20 protein-coding genes and 1 tRNA gene are annotated in these 19594 nt (G+C 68.1%); 7 read left to right on the forward strand and 14 right to left on the reverse strand.

Annotated features, from left to right (window positions below; translation table 11 throughout):
• Positions 1–28: 28 nt before the first annotated feature.
• Positions 29–109, reverse strand: a tRNA-Tyr gene (locus tag G528_RS0101170).
• A gap of 123 nt (positions 110–232) precedes the next feature.
• On the opposite strand from G528_RS0101170, the gene G528_RS0101175 reads away from it, so the two are divergent.
• Positions 233–724, forward strand: a complete 492-nt coding sequence (locus tag G528_RS0101175) for a YajQ family cyclic di-GMP-binding protein (RefSeq protein ID WP_026917366.1) — start codon at positions 233–235, stop codon at positions 722–724.
• 37 nt (positions 725–761) lie between these two features.
• On the opposite strand, the gene htpX is transcribed toward G528_RS0101175, so the two are convergent.
• The gene (htpX, locus tag G528_RS0101180) at positions 762–1631 is read right to left on the reverse strand and encodes a zinc metalloprotease HtpX (RefSeq protein WP_026917367.1); all 870 of its coding nucleotides are present in this window, start codon (positions 1629–1631) and stop codon (positions 762–764) included.
• Positions 1632–1817: 186 nt separating this feature from the next.
• Positions 1818–2837 (reverse strand): polyprenyl synthetase family protein, encoded by a 1020-nt coding sequence (locus G528_RS0101185; protein ID WP_026917368.1) that lies wholly within the window; start codon positions 2835–2837, stop codon positions 1818–1820.
• A gap of 99 nt (positions 2838–2936) precedes the next feature.
• Here G528_RS0101185 and G528_RS0101190 point away from each other — a divergent pair, with 99 nt between their 5' ends.
• Positions 2937–4196 carry a geranylgeranyl reductase family protein gene (locus tag G528_RS0101190; RefSeq protein ID WP_026917369.1) on the forward strand — a complete coding sequence of 420 codons (1260 nt, stop codon included), beginning with the start codon at positions 2937–2939 and terminating at the stop codon, positions 4194–4196.
• A 29-nt stretch (positions 4197–4225) separates the two neighbouring features.
• Here the strand turns inward: G528_RS0101190 and G528_RS0101195 are convergent, their stop codons facing one another.
• Genes G528_RS0101195 through menD form a run of 3 tightly spaced genes read right to left on the reverse strand, consistent with a single transcriptional unit; the run spans position 4226 to position 7064 of the window.
• Positions 4226–4939, reverse strand: a complete 714-nt coding sequence (locus G528_RS0101195) for a demethylmenaquinone methyltransferase (RefSeq protein WP_026917370.1) — start codon at positions 4937–4939, stop codon at positions 4226–4228.
• 10 nt (positions 4940–4949) lie between these two features.
• Positions 4950–5393: a DUF3592 domain-containing protein gene (locus tag G528_RS0101200; RefSeq protein WP_026917371.1), complete on the reverse strand. Its 444-nt coding sequence runs from the start codon at positions 5391–5393 to the stop codon at positions 4950–4952.
• Positions 5394–5399: 6 nt separating this feature from the next.
• Entirely contained in the window at positions 5400–7064 is a 1665-nt protein-coding gene (gene menD / locus G528_RS0101205; RefSeq protein ID WP_026917372.1) for a 2-succinyl-5-enolpyruvyl-6-hydroxy-3-cyclohexene-1-carboxylic-acid synthase, read from the reverse strand.
• A gap of 38 nt (positions 7065–7102) precedes the next feature.
• Here menD and G528_RS0101210 point away from each other — a divergent pair, with 38 nt between their 5' ends.
• Both G528_RS0101210 and G528_RS0101215 read left to right on the forward strand, forming a co-directional pair.
• Entirely contained in the window at positions 7103–7717 is a 615-nt protein-coding gene (locus G528_RS0101210; RefSeq protein WP_026917373.1) for a class I SAM-dependent methyltransferase, read from the forward strand.
• Between the two features lie 33 nt (positions 7718–7750).
• Entirely contained in the window at positions 7751–8998 is a 1248-nt protein-coding gene (locus G528_RS0101215; protein WP_026917374.1) for a saccharopine dehydrogenase family protein, read from the forward strand.
• 34 nt (positions 8999–9032) lie between these two features.
• On the opposite strand, the gene G528_RS0101220 is transcribed toward G528_RS0101215, so the two are convergent.
• The 5 genes from G528_RS0101220 to G528_RS0101240 all read right to left on the reverse strand — a co-directional run bounded on the left by G528_RS0101220 (position 9033) and on the right by G528_RS0101240 (position 13023).
• The gene (locus G528_RS0101220; protein ID WP_026917375.1) at positions 9033–9689 is read right to left on the reverse strand and encodes a PaaI family thioesterase; all 657 of its coding nucleotides are present in this window, start codon (positions 9687–9689) and stop codon (positions 9033–9035) included.
• Positions 9686–10405 (reverse strand): TetR/AcrR family transcriptional regulator, encoded by a 720-nt coding sequence (locus G528_RS16015; protein WP_245569636.1) that lies wholly within the window; start codon positions 10403–10405, stop codon positions 9686–9688. The genes G528_RS0101220 and G528_RS16015 overlap by 4 nt, the downstream gene beginning before the upstream one ends.
• Positions 10380–11156, reverse strand: coding sequence for an enoyl-CoA hydratase (locus G528_RS0101230; protein ID WP_026917376.1), 777 nt, complete (start codon positions 11154–11156; stop codon positions 10380–10382). The genes G528_RS16015 and G528_RS0101230 overlap by 26 nt, the downstream gene beginning before the upstream one ends.
• Before the next feature lie 28 nt (positions 11157–11184).
• Positions 11185–12261 carry an enoyl-CoA hydratase/isomerase family protein gene (locus G528_RS0101235; protein WP_051198162.1) on the reverse strand — a complete coding sequence of 359 codons (1077 nt, stop codon included), beginning with the start codon at positions 12259–12261 and terminating at the stop codon, positions 11185–11187.
• A gap of 162 nt (positions 12262–12423) precedes the next feature.
• Positions 12424–13023: a class I SAM-dependent methyltransferase gene (locus G528_RS0101240; protein ID WP_026917378.1), complete on the reverse strand. Its 600-nt coding sequence runs from the start codon at positions 13021–13023 to the stop codon at positions 12424–12426.
• 31 nt (positions 13024–13054) lie between these two features.
• On the opposite strand from G528_RS0101240, the gene G528_RS0101245 reads away from it, so the two are divergent.
• Complete coding sequence (locus G528_RS0101245; RefSeq protein WP_035718520.1) at positions 13055–13990, forward strand: 1,4-dihydroxy-2-naphthoyl-CoA synthase; 936 nt, start codon at positions 13055–13057, stop codon at positions 13988–13990.
• A gap of 389 nt (positions 13991–14379) precedes the next feature.
• Here the strand turns inward: G528_RS0101245 and G528_RS18345 are convergent, their stop codons facing one another.
• The gene (locus G528_RS18345) at positions 14380–14787 is read right to left on the reverse strand and encodes a hypothetical protein (protein WP_156890315.1); all 408 of its coding nucleotides are present in this window, start codon (positions 14785–14787) and stop codon (positions 14380–14382) included.
• Positions 14788–15636: 849 nt separating this feature from the next.
• Between G528_RS18345 and G528_RS18350 the strand changes: the two genes are divergently transcribed.
• Complete coding sequence (locus G528_RS18350; RefSeq protein WP_156890316.1) at positions 15637–16113, forward strand: DUF6924 domain-containing protein; 477 nt, start codon at positions 15637–15639, stop codon at positions 16111–16113.
• Between the two features lie 395 nt (positions 16114–16508).
• Here the strand turns inward: G528_RS18350 and G528_RS0101255 are convergent, their stop codons facing one another.
• Together G528_RS0101255 and G528_RS0101260 are read right to left on the reverse strand one after the other, a co-directional pair.
• The gene (locus G528_RS0101255; protein WP_026917380.1) at positions 16509–17003 is read right to left on the reverse strand and encodes a hypothetical protein; all 495 of its coding nucleotides are present in this window, start codon (positions 17001–17003) and stop codon (positions 16509–16511) included.
• Positions 17004–17031: 28 nt separating this feature from the next.
• Positions 17032–18084 (reverse strand): LLM class F420-dependent oxidoreductase, encoded by a 1053-nt coding sequence (locus G528_RS0101260; RefSeq protein ID WP_425402203.1) that lies wholly within the window; start codon positions 18082–18084, stop codon positions 17032–17034.
• 273 nt (positions 18085–18357) lie between these two features.
• Here G528_RS0101260 and G528_RS0101265 point away from each other — a divergent pair, with 273 nt between their 5' ends.
• Positions 18358–19578 (forward strand): inorganic phosphate transporter, encoded by a 1221-nt coding sequence (locus G528_RS0101265; protein WP_026917382.1) that lies wholly within the window; start codon positions 18358–18360, stop codon positions 19576–19578.
• Positions 19579–19594: the final 16 nt, after the last annotated feature.

The following is a 19594-nucleotide window of genomic DNA, read 5'->3' on the forward strand; positions in this document are numbered from 1 at the left end:
ACCGCGGCGACGCCGTACGAGTCCGCAGTGGCAGATGAAGGATTCGAACCTTCGAAGCTTTCGCGACGGATTTACAATCCGCTCCCTTTGGCCGCTCGGGCAATCTGCCGTGTCGCCGTTCCTCGACGCCGCCGCACACGGGTGCGCGGCCTCGAAAGCAACGGGAACCATAATACGACGACGTCCCCCGACGGATGCAAATCACCAGTTCAGCGCACTGTAGGGTGAGGGCATGGCTGACTCATCGTTCGACATCGTGAGCAAGATCGACCGCCAGGAGGTCGACAACGCACTGAACCAGGCGGGTAAGGAGCTCTCGCAGCGGTATGACTTCCGCGGCACCAACACCACCGTCGAGTGGTCTGGTGAGGACAAGATCGTCCTCACCTCCGACGCGCAGGAGCGCGCGCTCGCCGGCCTGGAGGTGTTCAAGGAGAAGCTGATCCGCCGCGACATCTCCCTCAAGGCGTTCGACGCGGGCGAGCCGGTCGCGTCGGGCAAGACCTTCAAGATCACAGGCGAACTCGTCCAGGGCATCGACTCCGAGCACGCCAAGAAGATCTCGAAGAAGATCCGCGACGAGGGGCCGAAGGGAGTCAAGGCGCAGATCCAGGGGGACGAGCTGCGCGTCTCATCGAAGAAGCGTGACGACCTTCAGGCCGTCATCGCGTTGCTCAAGGGTGAGGACTTCGGCATCGCCCTGCAGTTCGTCAACTACCGCTGACCGTCGACAACCGCTGACCGTCGACAACCGCTGAACGTCAGTACCGCTGGCCGCCGTTGCGCGCCATCTCTTCCAGACGCGCGATGCGGTCGGCGGTCGGCGGGTGCGTCGAGAAGAATCGCGACAGCTTCTCCCCAGCCCGGAACGGGCTGGAGATCATCAGATGCGACTGGTTGGCCAGTTCGGGGGTCGGCGGGAGGGGCGCGGCCGCGATGCCGCCGGAGATCTTCGACAACGCCGACGCCAGCGCCAGGGGGTCGCCGGTGAGTTCGGCGCCCGAGGCGTCGGCCTGGTATTCCCGAGCCCGCGACACCGACATCTGGATCACCATCGCCGACACGGGACCGAGGACCGCGATGAGGATCATCGCGATCGGGCTGGGTCCGTTGTCGCGGTTCCCGCCGAACATGCCCATCCACATCGCCATGTTCGCCAGTCCGCTGATGACCGCGGCCATCGCTCCGGCGATCGAGCTGATCAGGATGTCGCGGTTGTAGACGTGCGACAGTTCGTGGCCGAGGACCGCGCGCAGTTCTCGTTCGGTGAGCAGGTCCATGATCCCCGATGTGCAGCAGACGGCCGCGTTCTTCGGGTTGCGGCCGGTCGCGAAGGCGTTGGGCGACTCGGTGGGGCTGATGTAGAGCGCGGGCATCGGCTGGTGCGCGTCGGTCGCCAGTTCGCGCACGATCCGGTACAGCGCCGGCGCCTGCACTTCGGTGACCGGTTGCGCGTGCATCGCGCGCAGCGAGAGTTTGGCGCTGTTGAAGTACGCGTACCCGTTCATCGCGACGGCCAGGACGATGGACCCGATGAGGATCAGACGGTTGCCGAATGCGGCGCCGATGCCGACGATGATCGCCGACATCAGCCCCATCAGGGCCGCCGTCTTGAGTCCGTTGAAGTGCATGCCACCTCGCTAGCAGAAAACGCTGTCACGAGTGAAACGTCGAACCGCGCCCCCGAGTTCCCGCACCACCGGTTCCCGCGTCACTCCCGGGTTCCTGCGTCAGCCGAGCACAGCCGCGGACGGTCGAACGGCCGCGGCTGCTCCCCGTTGACGCGGGAGGGGTGGTTGACGCGGGACAGGGGTGGGTCAGCCGACGCGGTCGACGGTGTAGCGGACCAGCGACGCGAACGCCTCGCGCGCATCGCCCGCGGGCAGCGTGTCGAGCAGCCCCGCGGCCTCGGCGGCCATCTCGTCGAGACGCCGGCGGGCCTGCGCCATCCCGTCCGAGGCGACGAGCAGCTCGAGCGCCTCGGCGACGGCGTCGTCGTCGGTGAGCTCGAGGGCCGCCCCGGTGTCCGGGTCCAGCAGCAGGGACGCCAGCCGCGCGGCGTCCTCACCGTCGCCGCGCAGCGCCAGCAGAACCGGCAGGGTGTGCACGCCCTCCCGCAGATCGGTGCCCGGCGTCTTCCCCGACTCCCCGGTGACCGACGTGATGTCGATGATGTCGTCGGACACCTGGAACGCGGTGCCCACGACGTCGCCGAGGCGGGCGAGCGTCTCGACCGTGTGTTCGTCGGCGCCCGCGGTGTAGGCGCCGAAGCGGCCCGCGGTCGCGATCAGCGAACCGGTCTTCTCCCAGACCACCTTGAGGTAGTGGTCGATCGGATCGCCGCCCGCGGAGACGCCGACCGTCTCGCGCATCTGCCCGGTGACGAGTTCGGCGAACGTGTCCGCGATGATGCGGACCGCCTCCGGCCCGAGCGTCGACACCAGGTGCGAGGCACGCGCGAAGAGGAAGTCGCCGGCGAGGATCGCGATGGAGTTCGACCAGCGGGCGTTGGCGCTCAGCGCGCCGCGACGCAGCGGCGCATCGTCCATCACATCGTCGTGGTACAGGGTGGCCAGGTGGGTCATCTCCAGCACGGTCGCCGAGGTGATGACCTCATCGCAGCCCGGGCGGTCGCCGAAATGCGATGCGAGGATCGCGAACATCGGGCGGAACCGCTTGCCGCCGGCCTTCGCCAGATGCGTGGCGGCCTCGACCAGGATGTCGTCGCCCGACGACAGTTCGCTGATCAACAGATCCTCGACGCGCTCGAGTGACGAACGCACCTGCGCTGCGAACTCGCCCGTGCCGAGTTCGAGTCCGGCGAAAGTGGACTTCACGTTGTCTGACCCATTCCGTTCGGTGGTCGATCCGCCGCGGATTCGGCGTTCGACGACACCAGCAGCCTAACGGTTGACGACGACAGACATACTGGTCGGGTGACGAGCACAACCTCCGGCGATGCCCCCGCCGACTCCGCCGACCTCCTCGTGGTGGGTGCGGGTCCCGCGGGCGCCGCCGCGGCCGCGCACGCCGCCTCCCGCGGAATGGACGTCATCCTCGCCGACGCCGCCCGATTCCCCCGCGACAAGACCTGCGGCGACGGCCTCACCCCGCGAGCCGTCGCCGGCCTCCATCGGCTCGGCATGGGCGAGTTCCTCGCCGACCGTCCGCGCATCCGCGGCCTGGAACTCAACGGCTGGGGGACCCGGCAGCGCGTGCCGTGGCCCGGCTCGGACCGGTTCGGCGCGTACGGCAGCGCGGTGGCCCGCACCGAGTTCGACGACGCCGTCCGCCGGTTCGCGGTGCAGTGCGGCGCCCGGATGATGTCGGAGACCAAGGCCGTCGGCGCCCAGCTGATCGGCGGACGCATCGAGTCGGTGACGGTGGTCCGCGACGGGGAGCGCGCCGCGATCCGGGTCCGCGACGTGATCGTGGCCGACGGCGTCCGCTCGGGGCTGGGCCGGTCGTTGGGCCGCACCTGGCATCGGGACACGGCCTTCGGTGTGGCCGCCCGCTCGTACGTCGACTCGGGGCGGTCGCGAGACGAGTGGATGGGCTCGCATCTGGAGCTCCGCGACCCGGAGGGGACCCTCCTGCCCGGATACGGCTGGGTCTTCCCCCTCGGCGACGGTACGGCGAACGTCGGGGTCGGCGCGCTCGCGACGGCCAAGCGTCCCGCGTCGATGGCGTTGCGGCCGATCCTGCGTCATTACGCCTCGATGGTCGCCGACGACTGGCGCATCAGCGGCGAACCCCGGAGCATCACGTCGGCGCTGCTGCCGATGGGCGGAGCGGTCAGCGGGGTCGCGGGCGCCAACTGGATGCTGATCGGCGATGCCGCGGCGTGTGTGAACCCGCTCAACGGCGAGGGCATCGACTACGCGCTGGAGACGGCGACGATGGCCGTCGACCTGCTCGGCGCCGCCGGCGACTACACCGACGCGTGGCCCGCGGCGCTGACCGCGGAGTACGGTCACGCGTTCGCTGCGGCGCGCCGGGCGGCGGGTCTGCTGACCGTCCCCCAGACCGTGCCGATCCTCGGCCGTCCGGGCATCCGGTCGGCGCGGTTGATGTCGACCGTGGTCCGGGTGATGGGCAACCTGCTGACGCCCGACGACAGCGACGTCATCGCCCGCGCGTGGCGCAGCGCGGGCCGCGTCACCGCCGGGCTGGAGGACCGTCCACCGTTCCGGTGAGGTGCTCGGGGTCCCGGGCGTCGGCTCACTCAGGCGCGGGGCTTCTCGCCACGATGGATGGCGACGATGCCGCCGGTCTGATTGCGCCAGCGGACGTCGGCGAACCCCGCGGCGGCGATCCGCTCGGCGAGCCCGGCCTGATCGGGCCACGCCCGGATCGATTCGGCCAGGTAGACGTACGCCGACGGGTTGCTCGACACCCTGGTGGCCACCGCGGGCAGCGCTCGCATCAGGTACTCCATGTACACGGTCCGGAACGCCGCGAGGGTCGGGGTGGAGAACTCGCAGATCACGACGCGCCCGCCGGGTTTGACGACGCGATACAGCTCGCGGAGCGCGTGGTCGACGTCGTTGACGTTCCGCAGGCCGAAGGAGATGGTCGCGGCGTCGAACGAGGCGTCGGCGAACGGCAGGTGCAGGGCGTCGGCCGCCACCTTCGGCACGGTCCGGTCGGCTCCGGCGCGCAGCATGCCCAGCGAGAAGTCGGCGGCCACGCACGTCGCGCCGGACACGGACAGTTCGACGGTCGACACCGCGGTGCCCGCCGCGAGGTCGAGCACCACGTCGCGGGGTTTGAGTTCGAGCATCGCGCGGGTGGCCCGTCGCCAGAGTCGGTCCTGCCCGAACGACAGCACCGTGTTGGTGAGGTCGTACCGGCGTGCGACGCCGTCGAACATCTCGGCGACCTCGGCCGGGTCCTTGTCGAGGGTCGCGCGGGTCCCGGCGCCGGTGTCGTCAGTCATGCCCACCAGGCTAGTCGCGCGCCTCGTCGGCGGCGCGAGTGCGTCGACCGACCTCGGCGACGGTGACCATGAGGATCAGGACCAGCGCCCATCCGGCGCCGACGATCGAGACGGCCGGGACGACCGACAGCTGTGCGTCGCGACCGACCGGCCGCGCGAGCGTGTCGGGGTCGGTCGCGTCGTAGTCGACGAGGATCCGCTGACCCGCCGACAGGTCGGTGGGATAGAGCAGGCCGAGCTTCGGATTGCGCAGCACCCCGTCGGGTGTCACGAAGTTCACGGCGGCGTGCAGCCGGTCGGCGGAGATCACCTCGGCGACGGCGGTCGCCTTGTTGGCGTCGATCTTGGCGTCGTTGCGGTAGGCGCCCGCCACGATCACCGCACCGATCAGCGTCACCAGCACGAAGACCAGGGCGAGGACGATCTGGATGCGTCGCTGGAGGGTCCGGGTCATGGTTGATCAGGATAGCCGGGCCGCGATCGCGGCGTGCAGATCGCGCAGTCGCGTCCGATCGGTGCGGACCTCGATCACCTCGATGCCGCCGATGGGGGCCGGGCTGTTCAGGGCGGCGGGCAGGTCGTTCACCGTCACCGCGCGATGCCGAACGGAGCAGCCCGCGCACAGTGCCGCCAGGTCGGTGCGGTGCGGGGTGCCGAAGATCCGCTCGTAGGCCCCGGCGTACTCGTCGCGCGCGAAGCGCGGGTCGCCCTGTTCGAGCAGCCCGAAGATGCCGCCGCCGTCGTCGTTGGCGACCACGATCCGCAGGTCGGTCGGCCGGGGCTCGTCGGGACCGATGACCAGCCCGGTGATGTCGTGCACGAAGGTGAGGTCGCCCATGAGCGCGACGGTGCGACCCGACGCGGACGCCAGGGCGGCGCCGATCGCGGTGGCGTTGGTGCCGTCGATGCCCGCCACCCCCCGGTTGGAGAGCACCCGCACCCCGTCGGCGACGACTCCGGCGAGGGCGACGTCGCGGATCGGGTTCGACGCTCCCAGCACCAGGGTGTCGCCGGCAGCGGTGGCCGCGGCGACGGTCCGCGCCACGTGCAGTCCCGTGGCGGGGCCCGGCACCTCGAGTTCGTCGGCGACGGCCGCGGTCACCCGGCCGTGCAGGGCCGCCGCCTCGTCGAGCCAGCGGTGCTGCGGCAGTCCGGTCGGGACGGCCCGCGTCCCGGTGGCGCGCACGTTGCCGCTGACGTCGGGCCAGCGCGGTCCCGTGGTGAGGGCGTACACGTCGACGGCCGGGTCGGCCAGGAGTTTCGACACCGAGCGGTGCAGGGTCGGGCGGCCGCAGATGATCGCCTGCTGGGGCGACAGCGCCGACAGCGCCAGCGGGTGCAATCCGGTGGCCGGACGCGGTGCGGTGGGTTCGGCGACGGTCGGGAGGGCGGCGAGTTCGGGGTGTGCCCCGGCGCCGTGTCCGGAGACGACCACGGTGTCGCGCGAGAGGTCGATCTCCAGGGGGACGTCGAGTCTGGCGACGGGCGCGAGGGTCCACGGGGCGCCGTCGGCGCGGCCGGCGAACCGGCCGTCCCCGACCGCCGCCGGATCGGATGCGGGCCGGTCGCCGACGTCGGGGACGAGCGGTTCGCGCAGCGGGATGTCGAATTGGACGGGACCGGCGTTGCCGGTCCGCGCGCCGCGCGCCGCGGCGAGCACGCGCCCCACGGCCGACCGCCACTGCGAGTTCGTGTCGAGGTCCTCCTCGGCGAGTCCGAGGCTGATCGCGGCCCGCACCTGGGTGCCGAACATCCCGAACTGCTCGATGGTCTGGTTGGCGCCCGACCCCAGCAGTTCGTACGGGCGGTTGGCGCTCACGACCACCAGCGGCACGCGCGCGTAGTTGGCCTCGAACACCGCGGGCCCCATGTTGGCGACGGCGGTTCCGGAGGTCATGACGATCGGCACGGGCGCCCCGGCCGCCACCGCCAGCCCGAGCGCGAGGTAACCCGCGGACCGCTCGTCGATGCGGACATGCAGACGCAGTCGTCCCTCCGCGTCGGCGGCGTGCAGTGCGAAGGCCAGCGGCGCATTCCGCGACCCCGGGCACAGGACGGCGTCGGTGACTCCGCCGCGGATCATCTCGTCGACGATCACGGTCGCCTGCAACGTGGACGGATTCATGGCTACAAACCCTATGCGGCACCCTCTACGATCCGAGCATGGGCTTCTACTCCGATCGTGTGCTGCCGCGGATCATCCGTCGTACCTGCGGGTTGCCGATGATGACTCCGCTGCGTCGTCGTGCGTGCGGGCCGCTGTACGGCGACGTCGTCGAGGTCGGGTTCGGGTCGGGGCTCAACGTGGGTCTCTACCCGGCCGCGGTGACGAGCGTGACCGCCGTGGAGCCCAACGACACCGCGTGGCGTCTGGGCCGGGAGCTCGTCTCCTCGTCCGCGGTGCCGATCGACCGGTCGGGGCTCGACGGCAGCGATCTGCCGTTCGCCGACGACGCCTTCGACTGCGCGCTCTCGACGTTCACCCTGTGCACCATTCCCGATCTGCCGCGTGCGCTCGGCGAACTGCGGCGCGTGGTCCGCCCGGGCGGGACTCTGGCGTTCCTGGAGCACGGCCGCGCTCCCGACGCCGCCGTCCGGCGGTCGCAGCGACGGTTCGAGCCCTTTCAGCGGCGCTTCGCCGGCGGCTGCCATCTCACCCGTGACGTCTCGACGCTCATCGAGGAGGCCGGTTGGGAGATCGTCGACCTCGACCGTTTCTACGCCGAGGGGACGCCACGACCGTTCGGCGCCATCCATCTCGGAGCGGCACGGAACTGACCCGAGCGGTCGACGAGCAGTAGGGTCGAGGCCATGAGTCGCGAATTCGACATCGTCGTCTTTGGAGCAACGGGGTTCGTCGGCGAGCTCACCGCCGCGCATCTCGCTGACCGCGCGCCCGCAGGCACGCGGATCGCGTTGGCGGGGCGGTCAGAGACCAAGCTCGCCGCCGTCCGACGTCGGCTCGGGGACGTCGCGGCGCAGTGGCCGCTGATCGTCGCCGACGCATCGACGCCGTCGACCCTCGACGCCCTGTGCGAGCGCACGCAGGTCGTGTGCACCACCGTCGGCCCGTACATGCGGTACGGGGAGAACATGGTGATCGCCGCCGCCACCGCGGGCACCGACTATGTGGACCTGACCGGCGAGGTGCCCTTCGTCCGGTACTCCATCGACAAGGCCGACGACGTCGCCCGGTCGTCGGGTGCCCGGATCGTCCACTCGTGCGGTTTCGACTCGGTACCGTCCGACCTGGGCGCGTATCTCCTGCACCGGGCGATCACCGCGGACGGCGCGGGCGAGATGACCGACACCACGATGGTGGTCACGTCGCTGCGCGGCGGGGTCTCCGGCGGCACCGTCGACTCGGTGCGGGCGCTCGCCGAGATGGCCAAGGACGGCGAGGTCCGACGCCTGCTGCTCAACCCGCAGGCCCTGTCGGGCGGCGCCGGCGACGTGCCGCGCGCGAGCATCAACTCCGAACCCGGCGACATGACCCCGGTCGATGCGAGCAGCGTCGACCCGAGTCTCCGCGGCACGCTGGCACCGTTCTTCATGGCGTCGTACAACACTCGCGTGGTCCGGCGGTCGAATTTCCTCCTCGACGGCGCATACGGTGACGGTTTCCGCTATCAGGAGACGATGTCGGTCGGCGGAGTGCCCGGTCTGTCGGCGGCGCTCGCGGGTGTCGTCACGGTCGGTACCGGCGTATTCCTCGGCGCGATGAGTTTTGCCCCGACCCGTCGCGTCCTGGACGCGGTCCTGCCCAAACCCGGCAGCGGCCCGAGCGACCGGACACGGGAGACGGGCAACTTCGTCACCCAGACCTTCACGACCACCACGTCGGGGCGTCGTTACCGTTCGCAGATGCGCGCGCACGGCGATCCCGGTTACAAGGCGACTGCGGTGATGCTCGGCGAGAGCGCGCTGGCGTTGGCGCTCGACCGCGATGCACTGCCCGACCGGTCGGGGGTGCTGACGCCCGCCGTGGCGATGGGCGACGTTCTCGTCGACCGGCTGCAGACGGCGGGTTTCGTCGTCGAGGCGCACGAGCTCACCTGAGCGCGGCCGCCGGGGGATCGGCGACCCGCCGCGCTCAGGCCTGGCCGGGCCGCAGTGCGATGAACAGGCCGTCCATCTCGGCGCAGAGTCGGTCGCCGTCGTGCAGGGTGCCGACGACGAACAGTTTGCGGCCGTCGCTGCGGTCCACCCGGGTCCGCATCTGCAGCGGCGTGTTCAGCGGGGTCAGGCTGCGGTACTGCACCGTCAGGTATGCCGTGCGGGCGATGCCGTGGACGTTGAGCGCGGCGGCCATGCCGCCGAGGTCGTCGAACGCGACGGCGACGTGACCGCCGTGGGCCACACCGTTGCCGCCGAGGTGGAAGTCGCGGAAGGTGACGCGGGCCTCGACACCGTCGGGACCGCCGTCGAGCACCTCGTACGGCGGGAGGGTGATGTTGCCGCGCGATTCGAGGTCGACGCGTGTTCCGGACGGCGACGTCCACTCGTCGACTTGCACGGCGTCGAGTTTGGCGTTGAGTTTGGCCAGGTCGGCGATCACCTCGTCGGCGATCTCCGGGGTGGGGCACGCGTACCGGACCTTGTCCATGAAGGTGCGGACCTGCTCGATCATCTCGCCGTAGCGGGGGCCGCCGCGGTCGACGGTGACGTCGACCTCGGCGCGGAAGCCGCCCTCGTGGGGCGACTCCTCGGTGGCCGGGACGTTCCATTCCTGCTGCGGTGCACCTTTCATTCGTTCACCGTATCCACCGCGTTCGATCGTTCTTCGAGCAGGATGTCGATCTTGGCCTCGATGGCCGCCAGGCGACCGCCGGTCCCCCCGCCGGAGCCGAGCAGCAGGTCGAGGATCTGTCGGCCGGTCTCGATCGTGTCGACGGACCTGCCCGCATAGCGTTGGCCGCGCGCGGTGTGTTCCAGGGTGCCGAAGATCATGTCGCGCACGAGGTTCGCCGAGAGGTCGGTCGACAGGTCGCCGGCTTGCCGCAGTTCGTCGATCACTGCGGTGTAGAGCCGGGTGTACCGACGGTTGGCGGCGATGACGACCTCCGCCAGCTCGGTCCCGCCGAAGGCCTGCGCGGTGTGGATGTAGACCTGGACCAGGTCCCACTGTCGGGCCATGACGGCGCACCAGTCGTTGACGAGTCGGCGGAGTCGCTCGGCGGGTGTCGCCCCCGTGTCGTCGGCGATCTGTTCGCCGCGTCGCTGCAGGTCGTCGTAGAACTCGCGGGTGACGGCGGTGAGCAGGCCGAGTTTGTTGGTGTAGTGACCGAACACCGTGCCTTCGGCGACCCCGGCGCGGCGCGCGATCTCCGCGGTCGTCGCCGCCTGGAAGCCCGACTCGGCGAAGCATTCGGCGGCGGCGGCGCGCACCGCGGCCCGGGTCCGTTCGCTGCGACCCGGTGCCGGCGGTGGTGGCTCGCGGTCAGCGATGGCTGAAGTTCGGGTCACGCTTCTCGACGAAGGCGTTCATGCCCTCGGTCTGGTCGGCGGTGGCGAACAGCGAGTAGAAGAGGCTGCGCTCGGTGCGCACGCCTTCGGTGAGTCCCGATTCGAAGGCGCGGTTGACGGCCTCCTTGGCGTACGACGCGGAGATGAACGACTTGGCTGCGATGGTGGCCGCCACGTCGCGGGCGGTCCCGAGGACCTCGTCGGCGGGGACCACGCGCGAGACGAGTCCGAGGCGGTCGGCCTCGTCGGCCTTCATCTGGCGGCCGGTGAGGATGAGGTCCATGGCCTTGGCCTTCCCGACGGCGCGGGTGAGGCGCTGCGAGCCGCCGATGCCGGGGATCACGCCGAGGTTGATCTCGGGCTGGCCGAAGCGTGCGTTGTCGCCGGCGATGATCATGTCGCACAGCATCGCCAGTTCGCAGCCGCCGCCGAGTGCGTAGCCCGACACGGCGGCGATGATCGGGGTGCGGGCGCGCGCCAGCTCGTCCCATGCGCCGAAGAACTGTTCGCCGGCGACGTCGCTGAACGATTTGGACGCCATCTCTTTGATGTCGGCGCCGGCGGCGAACGCCTTCTCCGAGCCGGCCAGGACGATGGCGCCGATCTCGGGGTCGGCGTCGAATGCCTGTACTGCGGCGACGACTTCGCCCATGAGCTCGGTGTTCAGCGCGTTGAGCGCCTTCGGCCGGTTGAGGGTGATGACGGCGACGCGGCCGTCGGTCTCGGTGAGGATGGTCTGGTAGTCGGTCATGTGTGTCCCTAACTCTCGTGCGGGGCGCTCAGGCGCCGGGTTCTGTGATGGTCAGTTCGAGGTCGCCGAGCGGTGCGAAGAATTCGTCGACCCTGGCGGTGGTCACGGCGTCGAGCGTCGCCGGATTCCACGCGGGTGTGCGGTCCTTGTCGATCACCTGGGCGCGGATCCCTTCGGCCATGTCGTGGCTGCGGACGCACCGCAGCGAGACGCGGTATTCGCGGTGCAGGGTGTCGTCGAGTGTGGCCAGCGGGTCACGCAGGGCGCGGAGGGTCACCGACAGGGTGGTGGGGCTCTTCGCACGGAGTGTGGCGGCGACGCCGGCGGCGACCTCGGTGCCGTGGGCTTCGCATCGGGCGATGATCTCGGCGACGTCGTCGGAGTCGAAGGCCTGGGAGATCCAGTCGCGCTGGGCCCACAGGTCCGAGGCGGGCGCCGCCTGCGCGTGAGCGGCCAGTGCCTCGTCGACCGAGGTCTCGCCGATCGCGGTGACGAATGCGTCCAGGTCGGCCGACGGGACGTAGTGGTCGGCGATCCCGAGGGCGACGGCGTCGGCGCCGGTGATCGACGAGGCGGTCAGCCCGAGGTAGACGCCGAAACCGTCGGACAGGTGCGAGAGCAGGTGGGTGCCGCCGACGTCGGGGACGAAGCCGATCCCGGTCTCTGGCATGGCGAGCCGTGTGCGGTCGGTGACGATGCGGGTGTTGGCGTGGGCCGAGACGCCGACGCCGCCGCCCATCACGATGCCGTCCATGATCGCCACGTACGGCTTGGGGTATTTCGCGATCTCGGAGTTGAGTTGGTATTCCTCGCGCCAGAACGATGCCGACGGGCAGGCTGCGGCCGCTGCGTCGTCGGCGTCGGCCTCCACGAGCGCCTTGGCGTCGCGGTGGATCGACACGATGTCGCCGCCGGCGCACAGGCCGCGTTCGCCGGCACCCGACAGGACGACGGCGTGCACGGCGTCGTCGTCGCGCCACTCGCGCAGTGCGGCCGTCATGATCTCGACCATCTCGTGGGTCAACGCATTGATCGCTTTCGGGCGGTTCAGCAGCAGGTGGCCGACGCCCCGATTCACCGACACCAACACCGGCTGGTCCGTCACAGTTTCTCCTACAGTCGTTTGTCACTACTGGAATATGAGTAGCACTCAGTTATCGAATCTAACATTGGAACTGTGCAAATAGTAGGTTCCCGTCGATGCCAGATCCCCTATTGTGAGCACTACTGCAATTTTTGTTCCGTGGGCGGCGCGCGTTGATCCCGGTCAGCCCGGGTCGGTCCAGGTCAACGAGTAGCGGAAGTACAGGCGCCGTCGGAGTCGACTGCCCGGCAGCGTCGTCGCGGCGGCCCGCCGGATCTCGGCGAGCGACTCGTGCGGCCGTGCGGTCACCATCGCGTCGTCGGTCGACTCACCGCGGATCAGGCTCATCACATGCACGGGGACGACCAGTGCCGCCGACACGAGCCAGTCGCCGACGCTCCTGTTCGCGGCGAGACCGATGATCCGGAGTTCGCCGCCGGGCGCGACGAGTGCTCGCAGCCGTTCGAGTGCCGCCCGCAGCGGCAGATGGTGGAGAGCGGCGATGCACACGACGAGATCGAACTGCCGGGCCACGAGTTCGGGGGCTGCCATGATGTCGCCGACGATCACCTCCGCGTTCGTCCGGTCGGCCGTCCGCCCACGCGCCCGTGCGATCGCCGTCTCGTCTGGGTCGATCCCGACGACGCGGTCGGCGACCGTCGACAACCGCTCCAGCAGTCGTCCGTCGCCGCATCCGACGTCGAGGACGAGCCCCCGACTCCGCGCTGCGGCTGCGACCAGCTCCTCGTGGTACGCCACGTTGTGGTTCCAGTGGGCGGTCATGGTGTCGACGGTACTGACTACGCTCGTCACCATGTTCGACGAAACCCAGTGGAAGCCCGTCGCCGGCTTCGAAGACCTCACCGACGTCACCTATCACCGCCATGTCGGGGAGGGCCGCGCCAACGGCATCGTTCGCATCGCCTTCGACCGTCCCGAGGTCCGCAATGCGTTCCGTCCGCACACGGTGGACGAGCTGTATCGGACGTTCGACCATGCGCGCCGCTCCCCCGACGTCGGGACGGTGCTGCTGACCGGGAACGGTCCGTCGCCGAAGGACGGCGGGTGGGCGTTCTGCAGCGGCGGCGACCAGCGGATCCGCGGACGCAGCGGCTACCATTACGCGACGACGCACGACTCCGACGTGACCGGAGCGACCGTCGACGGCGTCGATGCGGCCCGGGTCAAGGCCGAGGGCGGCCGCCTGCACATCCTCGAGGTGCAGCGGCTGATTCGCACCATGCCGAAGGTCGTGATCGCGGTGGTGAACGGCTGGGCGGCGGGTGGCGGTCATTCGCTGCACGTGGTCGCCGACCTGACTCTCGCCTCGCGCGAGCACGCCCGGTTCAAGCAGACCGACGCCGATGTCGGCAGCTTCGACGCCGGATACGGCAGCGCCTACCTCGCCAAGCAGGTCGGACAGAAGTTCGCGCGTGAGATCTTCTTCCTCGGCGAGGCCTACGACGCCGAGACGATGCATCGGATGGGCGCGGTGAACCGCGTCGTCGATCACGCGGAACTGGAGGGCACGGCGATCGAGTGGGCGCGCACGATCAACTCCAAGTCGCCGACCGCGCAGCGCATGTTGAAGTTCGCGTTCAACCTCGCCGACGACGGGCTGACCGGACAGCAGGTCTTCGCCGGCGAGGCCACCCGACTGGCGTACATGACCGACGAGGCCGTCGAAGGCCGTGACGCCTTCCTCGAGAAGCGCGACCCCGACTGGGAGCCGTTCCCGTACTACTACTAGACCGGCTCCCCGTTTCACTGAGCCACGCGTCTACCGATCGGCCACATGCTCCTCGGCGGCGGTGCGGGCCGGGTTGGACAGCACCGTCGCCCACACGCCGACCATCACGACGACGCCTATCACCACTCCCACCGCGGGGTGCAGGTGATAGGCGGCGACGTTGGCGACGATCGCGGCGACGGGCAGGCTGGCCGCCCACGCAACGGCCCCGAGATCCCCCTTACACGGCAGTCCGGGGCCATTCTCATATCCCCAGGGGGCTGCTCCGTTCCAGCACGCCGCCCGGACCGCCGCTCGGCATAGGCATCTCCCGAGGGCAGAACCGGCGCACAAATCGGCTGCTCGTGGGTCGGGAGAAGCCGATGAGTCAGAGCGAGTCCCTCGACCGCCTACTTGGACGGAGGCGTCGAAGATAATCTGGGCAGACCGGGTTCGGGCAGCTTGGTGAAGTCACCCGACCACTGAACCCTTTCGATGGTCAGCGTGGCATCCTTCAGCTCGTTCCGGTTGCAGTCGAACTGCCAAGTCACATTCCCCTGAAATCCCGGGTCGACCCCTTTGCCCGGCAACACGTCAGACGCATTGATCCGCCTGCCGCCCGAGACCGTGAAGTACGCTGCCTCCGTACCCATCTTGTATACCGAGTCCGATTTATTATGGAGCGTTCCAATAATATACGTTTGGTCGACCGGTATATCGTCAGGATGATGCGACAGCGCCGAAACGACTACAGAAACATCCGTGGCGATCGACTGAGGCGCCATTCTCAGCGCGGGAGAGCTCGACCTGGTTGACATTTCAATCTCCTCGCTACCATCTTTCGTGCAAGCGGCTATAGATGCACACAACGCTACGACAATACTTATCAAAATGACCATTCTATTCCGTGTCATGCAGCACGCCCCCCAAGTCTTTTCCGTCACCGACAGTGAACGCAGTCACGAGAGCATTAGTCGGGCTGAGAGAAATGACAGCAGACCTACCTGTTTTCGGGTTTGTCCAGATCAGTCCATGCCTTGGAGGATCCGCTAGCGGCTCACCACCTTCGCCTAGCCATGGCTGGCCTACCGAGTTTACCCGGGCCACACAAGTCAGGAAGTCTTGAATGTCTTGGCGTGGAATATCCTGTGGGTCTTCCTGCTGTCGACGGTAGCGTCGGCGGCGCTTAGACGGTGTGCTTGCTCGACTTTTGACTCCGAAGAATACGGACTGCACAGTACATGACGAATCAGATTGCAGTTGGCGCGGCAACGATCCAGTTAATGCCCTGATACCGTGTTCACACTTCAAGTACAAAGATGAACAATTGATCGTCAAAGTTGTTCCACAAGAGACAATAAGCTGCGGAGCTTGGCTGCACGTTGCTCGCAAGCGATACCAACTCGGCAGTGATTGCACGCAATAGGTCCTTCCATTGCCCCACATCCTTGCCCCGACCGACACCTCCGAATAATTCGTGCGGAGAATATCCCTTCGCTCCCTCCATAGAATGAGGTAGAAGTCCTGACGGGATGGCCTGGGTTCTAACGTCGGAGCAGAACTCGCAGGGGCGCATCACGCATGAGCGTTCAGCTCAACCGTATAATGGACGGCGAAGGTTACAATGTAACCTCTTAGTTGTTGCTCACAGCTCGAAGGTTTAATTCATGGCACGAAAGCTTAGCTTCCCCCCAGGTGGAGATATCCCGCTCATAAGGTCAGACTTTTCAGACCAGGAGAAGTGGGAAGCTGCGCGGGACGCTGCAGTTGCTACATACCACGCTGGCCCGACTCCTACGGACTCATTCTCAGCGAGTCTCCAAATAGTCGATGACATCCAATACCGTGATATTTCCCTTGATGAGGCTGTAGATTCCCTGCCAACCACGAACGGAAAATCGGTCGATGAAAGAATCGCTGATATCATCAATCTTCCCGATGGGTCATACCCTGCGGTACTTTTGGCAGATGCACATGCGCTGGATTCAGAAGGTTTCAACTTTCTAGTTATCGACCTATACGAAAACCCCGGGCGGGCGCTACGGGTCCCTGCGAGTAGCCTCTGGATAGTGACTACCGGCTTAGAGTTTGGAACACAACTCTTTCACGAACTGGCTGGCCAGTTCGAAGAGGTCCCCAATTGATGAACGCGGCGAGATCCGCCCCCTCGCACCGACTTCCCTCAGCCGTGAGGTGCCGACACAGCCCGAATCCAGTCGGGCCTGCCTCATAAGCCACCGCGACTGGCCCGGCGAGCTCCTTCAAGCACGACCCGACATACGCATAATCCGGGGTCAATCTCGCCTGTGACGCTGTCGATCGGCCGCTGCCGTGACAGATCATGCGGGCACATCGAGTCCTACACTCGTACGCTCTGAAAACACCGGGGCCTCCCACAACGTCGGATAGGCCGGACAGGGACACCTGCTCGGTAACCCACGAGTCTTTGTGCGTGAGGCCCCGGCCCGCAACCCCCGACCAATGCCGAGCGTCACTCCATACCGTCTAGACCAGCTCCCCGTTTCACTGAGCCACGCGTCTACCGATCGGCCACATGGTCCTCGGCGGCGGTGCGGGCCGGGTTGGACAGCACCGTCGCCCACACGCCGACCATCACGACGACTCCTATCACCACTCCCACCGCGGGGTGCAGGTGATAGGCGGCGACGTTGGCGACGATCGCGGCGACGGGCAGGCTGGCCGCCCACGCCGCGATCACCCCGCCACGCCAGCCGGTCCGGTACACGGCGAACCACATGGCCACGATCCAGACCGGGTTCAACACGACGAACATGATCGGTGTGCCGATGGCGTCGCTCGGCGACGACGCATCGGCCGACCCCACGATCTGCAGGCCCGTCAGCAACGTCATCACACCGAGCAGGGACGCCGACCAGTCCTCGGCACGCCGACGCCGCACACGAGGATCCTCCGAGTCACGACCGCCGGCGCGAATCAACGCCGCGACCACGAGACCCACGACGGCGACGACCGTGACGACGAAGATCAGATGCCACCACGACAACTCCCCCACAGTGATACTCCCCTCCCCGACCTCGCGGTCAGGCCATCAGTTCCCGCAGCACCCGCATGTCCTCGACCCGCTGACGATGCTCACCGGCGGCGGGTGAGGCCAGCAGCACGCCGACGCCCGACTTCGCGAACGCCTCGATCTGCTCGGCGACCCGCGACCGCGGACCGATGAGACTGATCGCGTCGATCAGCTCGTCCGGCACAGCCGCAGCCGCCTCGACCTTCTTACCGTCCAGATACAGGTCCTGGATGGTCGCGGCCTCCTCGACGTAGCCGTACCGCTGCACCAGCGAGTTGTAGAAGTTCTTGCCGCGCGCACCCATCCCGCCGATGTAGAGGGCGGCATGGTGGCGGACGGTATTACGCGCATTCGCGATCTGGTCGGCGTCCTCACTGATCAACGCGCTGGCCTGCACCACGACGCGCAGCTCCGGCAGCGACGGGTCACGCTTGGCGCGACCCGCGGCCAACGCCTCGCCGAACGCGGCGTCGACGTGGTCCGGGTGATACAGGAACGGCTGGAACTCCTCGAACATCTCCGCCGCCAGCGCCACGTTCTTGGGGCCGATCGCGGCGAGGAGCATCGGGATCCGCTCCCGGACCGGATGGTTGATGATCTTGAGGGACTTGCCCAGACCGCTGCCGCCGTCGGCCTCGGTGAGCGGAAGCTGATAGTGCTTGCCGCGGTGCTCGACGCGCTCACGCCGCCACACCGCACGACAGATCTCGGCGTTCTCCCGCGCGCGCCCCAGCGGGTAGTCGTATTTGACCCCGTGGAAGCCCTCGATGACCTGCGGTCCCGAGGCCCCGATGCCGAGCACCGCACGCCCGCCGCTGATGTAGTCGAGACCGGCGGCCGTCATCGCGAGGTTCGTCGGCGTCCGCGAGTACATCGGGAGGATCCCGGTCTGCAGCTCCATCGACTCGGTCCGGGCCGCGATGTAGCCGAGCTGGCTCACCGCGTCGAAACTGTAGGCCTCGGGCACGGCGACCCGCGCCACCCCGACGGACTCGAAGTCCCGCAGATGATCGATGGTCTCGCGGAAGTCGCCCGCATAGTTGATCGGCATGCCCAGCGTCATCGTCATATGCGAATTGTGGCACACACCGCCGACGGGACCGGCGCGAACCCGGCCGCGCACCCCGGCGCGCCGACCCGGGAGTTCACCTGCCGTCCACATGGCCTCCACCACGACTTTCCCAACTTTCGGCAACCGCCGGTGGCCGGCGAGACACCGCAGGGTGAACTTTCCGTTAATTAGCGCGGGATTTCGACAAATCCGCAGGTCAACGCTCAAAAGACTGCGTCACATCGGTTTGACGTCGACTACCGTCGGCACTCCATAGTTATGGTCATGACCGCAGAGATGCTCATTCTGGTGCTGCTGATCGTGACCGCGCTCGGCTTCGACTTCACCAACGGCTTCCACGACACCGGTAATGCGATGGCCACCTCCATCGCCACCGGCGCCCTCAAGCCCAAAGTGGCGGTGGGCCTCTCCGCGATCCTCAACCTGGTCGGCGCATTCCTCTCGGTGGAGGTCGCCGCGACCATCACCAAGGACGTGCTCAAGATCCAGGCCACCGAGGGGCCCGAGGCCGGTCAGCTGCTGGACAACCTCGACGCCAACACCGCGTTGATCATCATCTTCGCCGGTCTCATCGGCGCCATCCTGTGGAATCTGTTCACCTGGTTGTTCGGGCTCCCGTCGAGCTCGTCGCACGCCCTGTTCGGCGGTCTCATCGGATCGGGGCTCGCGGCCATCGGCACCTCGGGCATCAACTGGCACGGCATCCTCGCGAAGGTCGTGGTCCCGGCGCTCTTCGCCCCGGTCATCGCCTGCGTCGTCGCCGCGGTGGGCACGCTCCTCATCTATGCGATCACCAACGGCATCGCCGAGCACCGCAAGGAGAAGGGCTTCCGCACCGGGCAGATCGCGTCCGCCTCCCTGGTCTCGCTGGCGCACGGCACCGGCGACGCGCAGAAGACGATGGGCGTCATCGCGCTCGCCCTCATCGCCACCGGTCACCTCGACTCGGCGAGCGTCGCCCACGGTCTGCCGTTCTGGGTGGTCCTCACCTGTGCCGCGGCCATCGCCCTGGGCACCTGGCTCGGCGGTTGGCGCATCATCCGCACCCTCGGCAAGGGTCTGGTGGAGATCAAGGCCCCGCAGGGCATGGCCGCCGAGGCATCGTCGGCCGCGATCATCCTCACCTCGTCGGTCGCCGGCATGGCCCTGTCGACCACGCACGTCGCGACCGGATCGATCCTGGGCACCGGTCTCGGCAAGAAGGGCGCCGAGGTGCGCTGGGGCGTCGCCGGCCGCATGGTCATCGCCTGGCTCACCACGCTCCCGGCCGCCGCACTCGTCGGTGCGCTGTGCTTCTGGATCGCCCATCTCATCGGCGGCGCCCCGGGCGCCATCGTGATCTTCGGGATCCTGGCCGCACTCTCGGCCTACATGTACTTCCGCGCGCAGAAGCAGAAGGTCGACCACAGCAACGTCAACGCCGAATGGGACGAGGAGACCGACTCACCGGTCCCCGCCGCCGGCGACGCCTCCACCCAGGCCTGATCCGAGTTCTCGAAAG

The organism is Gordonia shandongensis DSM 45094 (assembly GCF_000423025.1).
Lineage (GTDB): Bacteria > Actinomycetota > Actinomycetes > Mycobacteriales > Mycobacteriaceae > Gordonia > Gordonia shandongensis.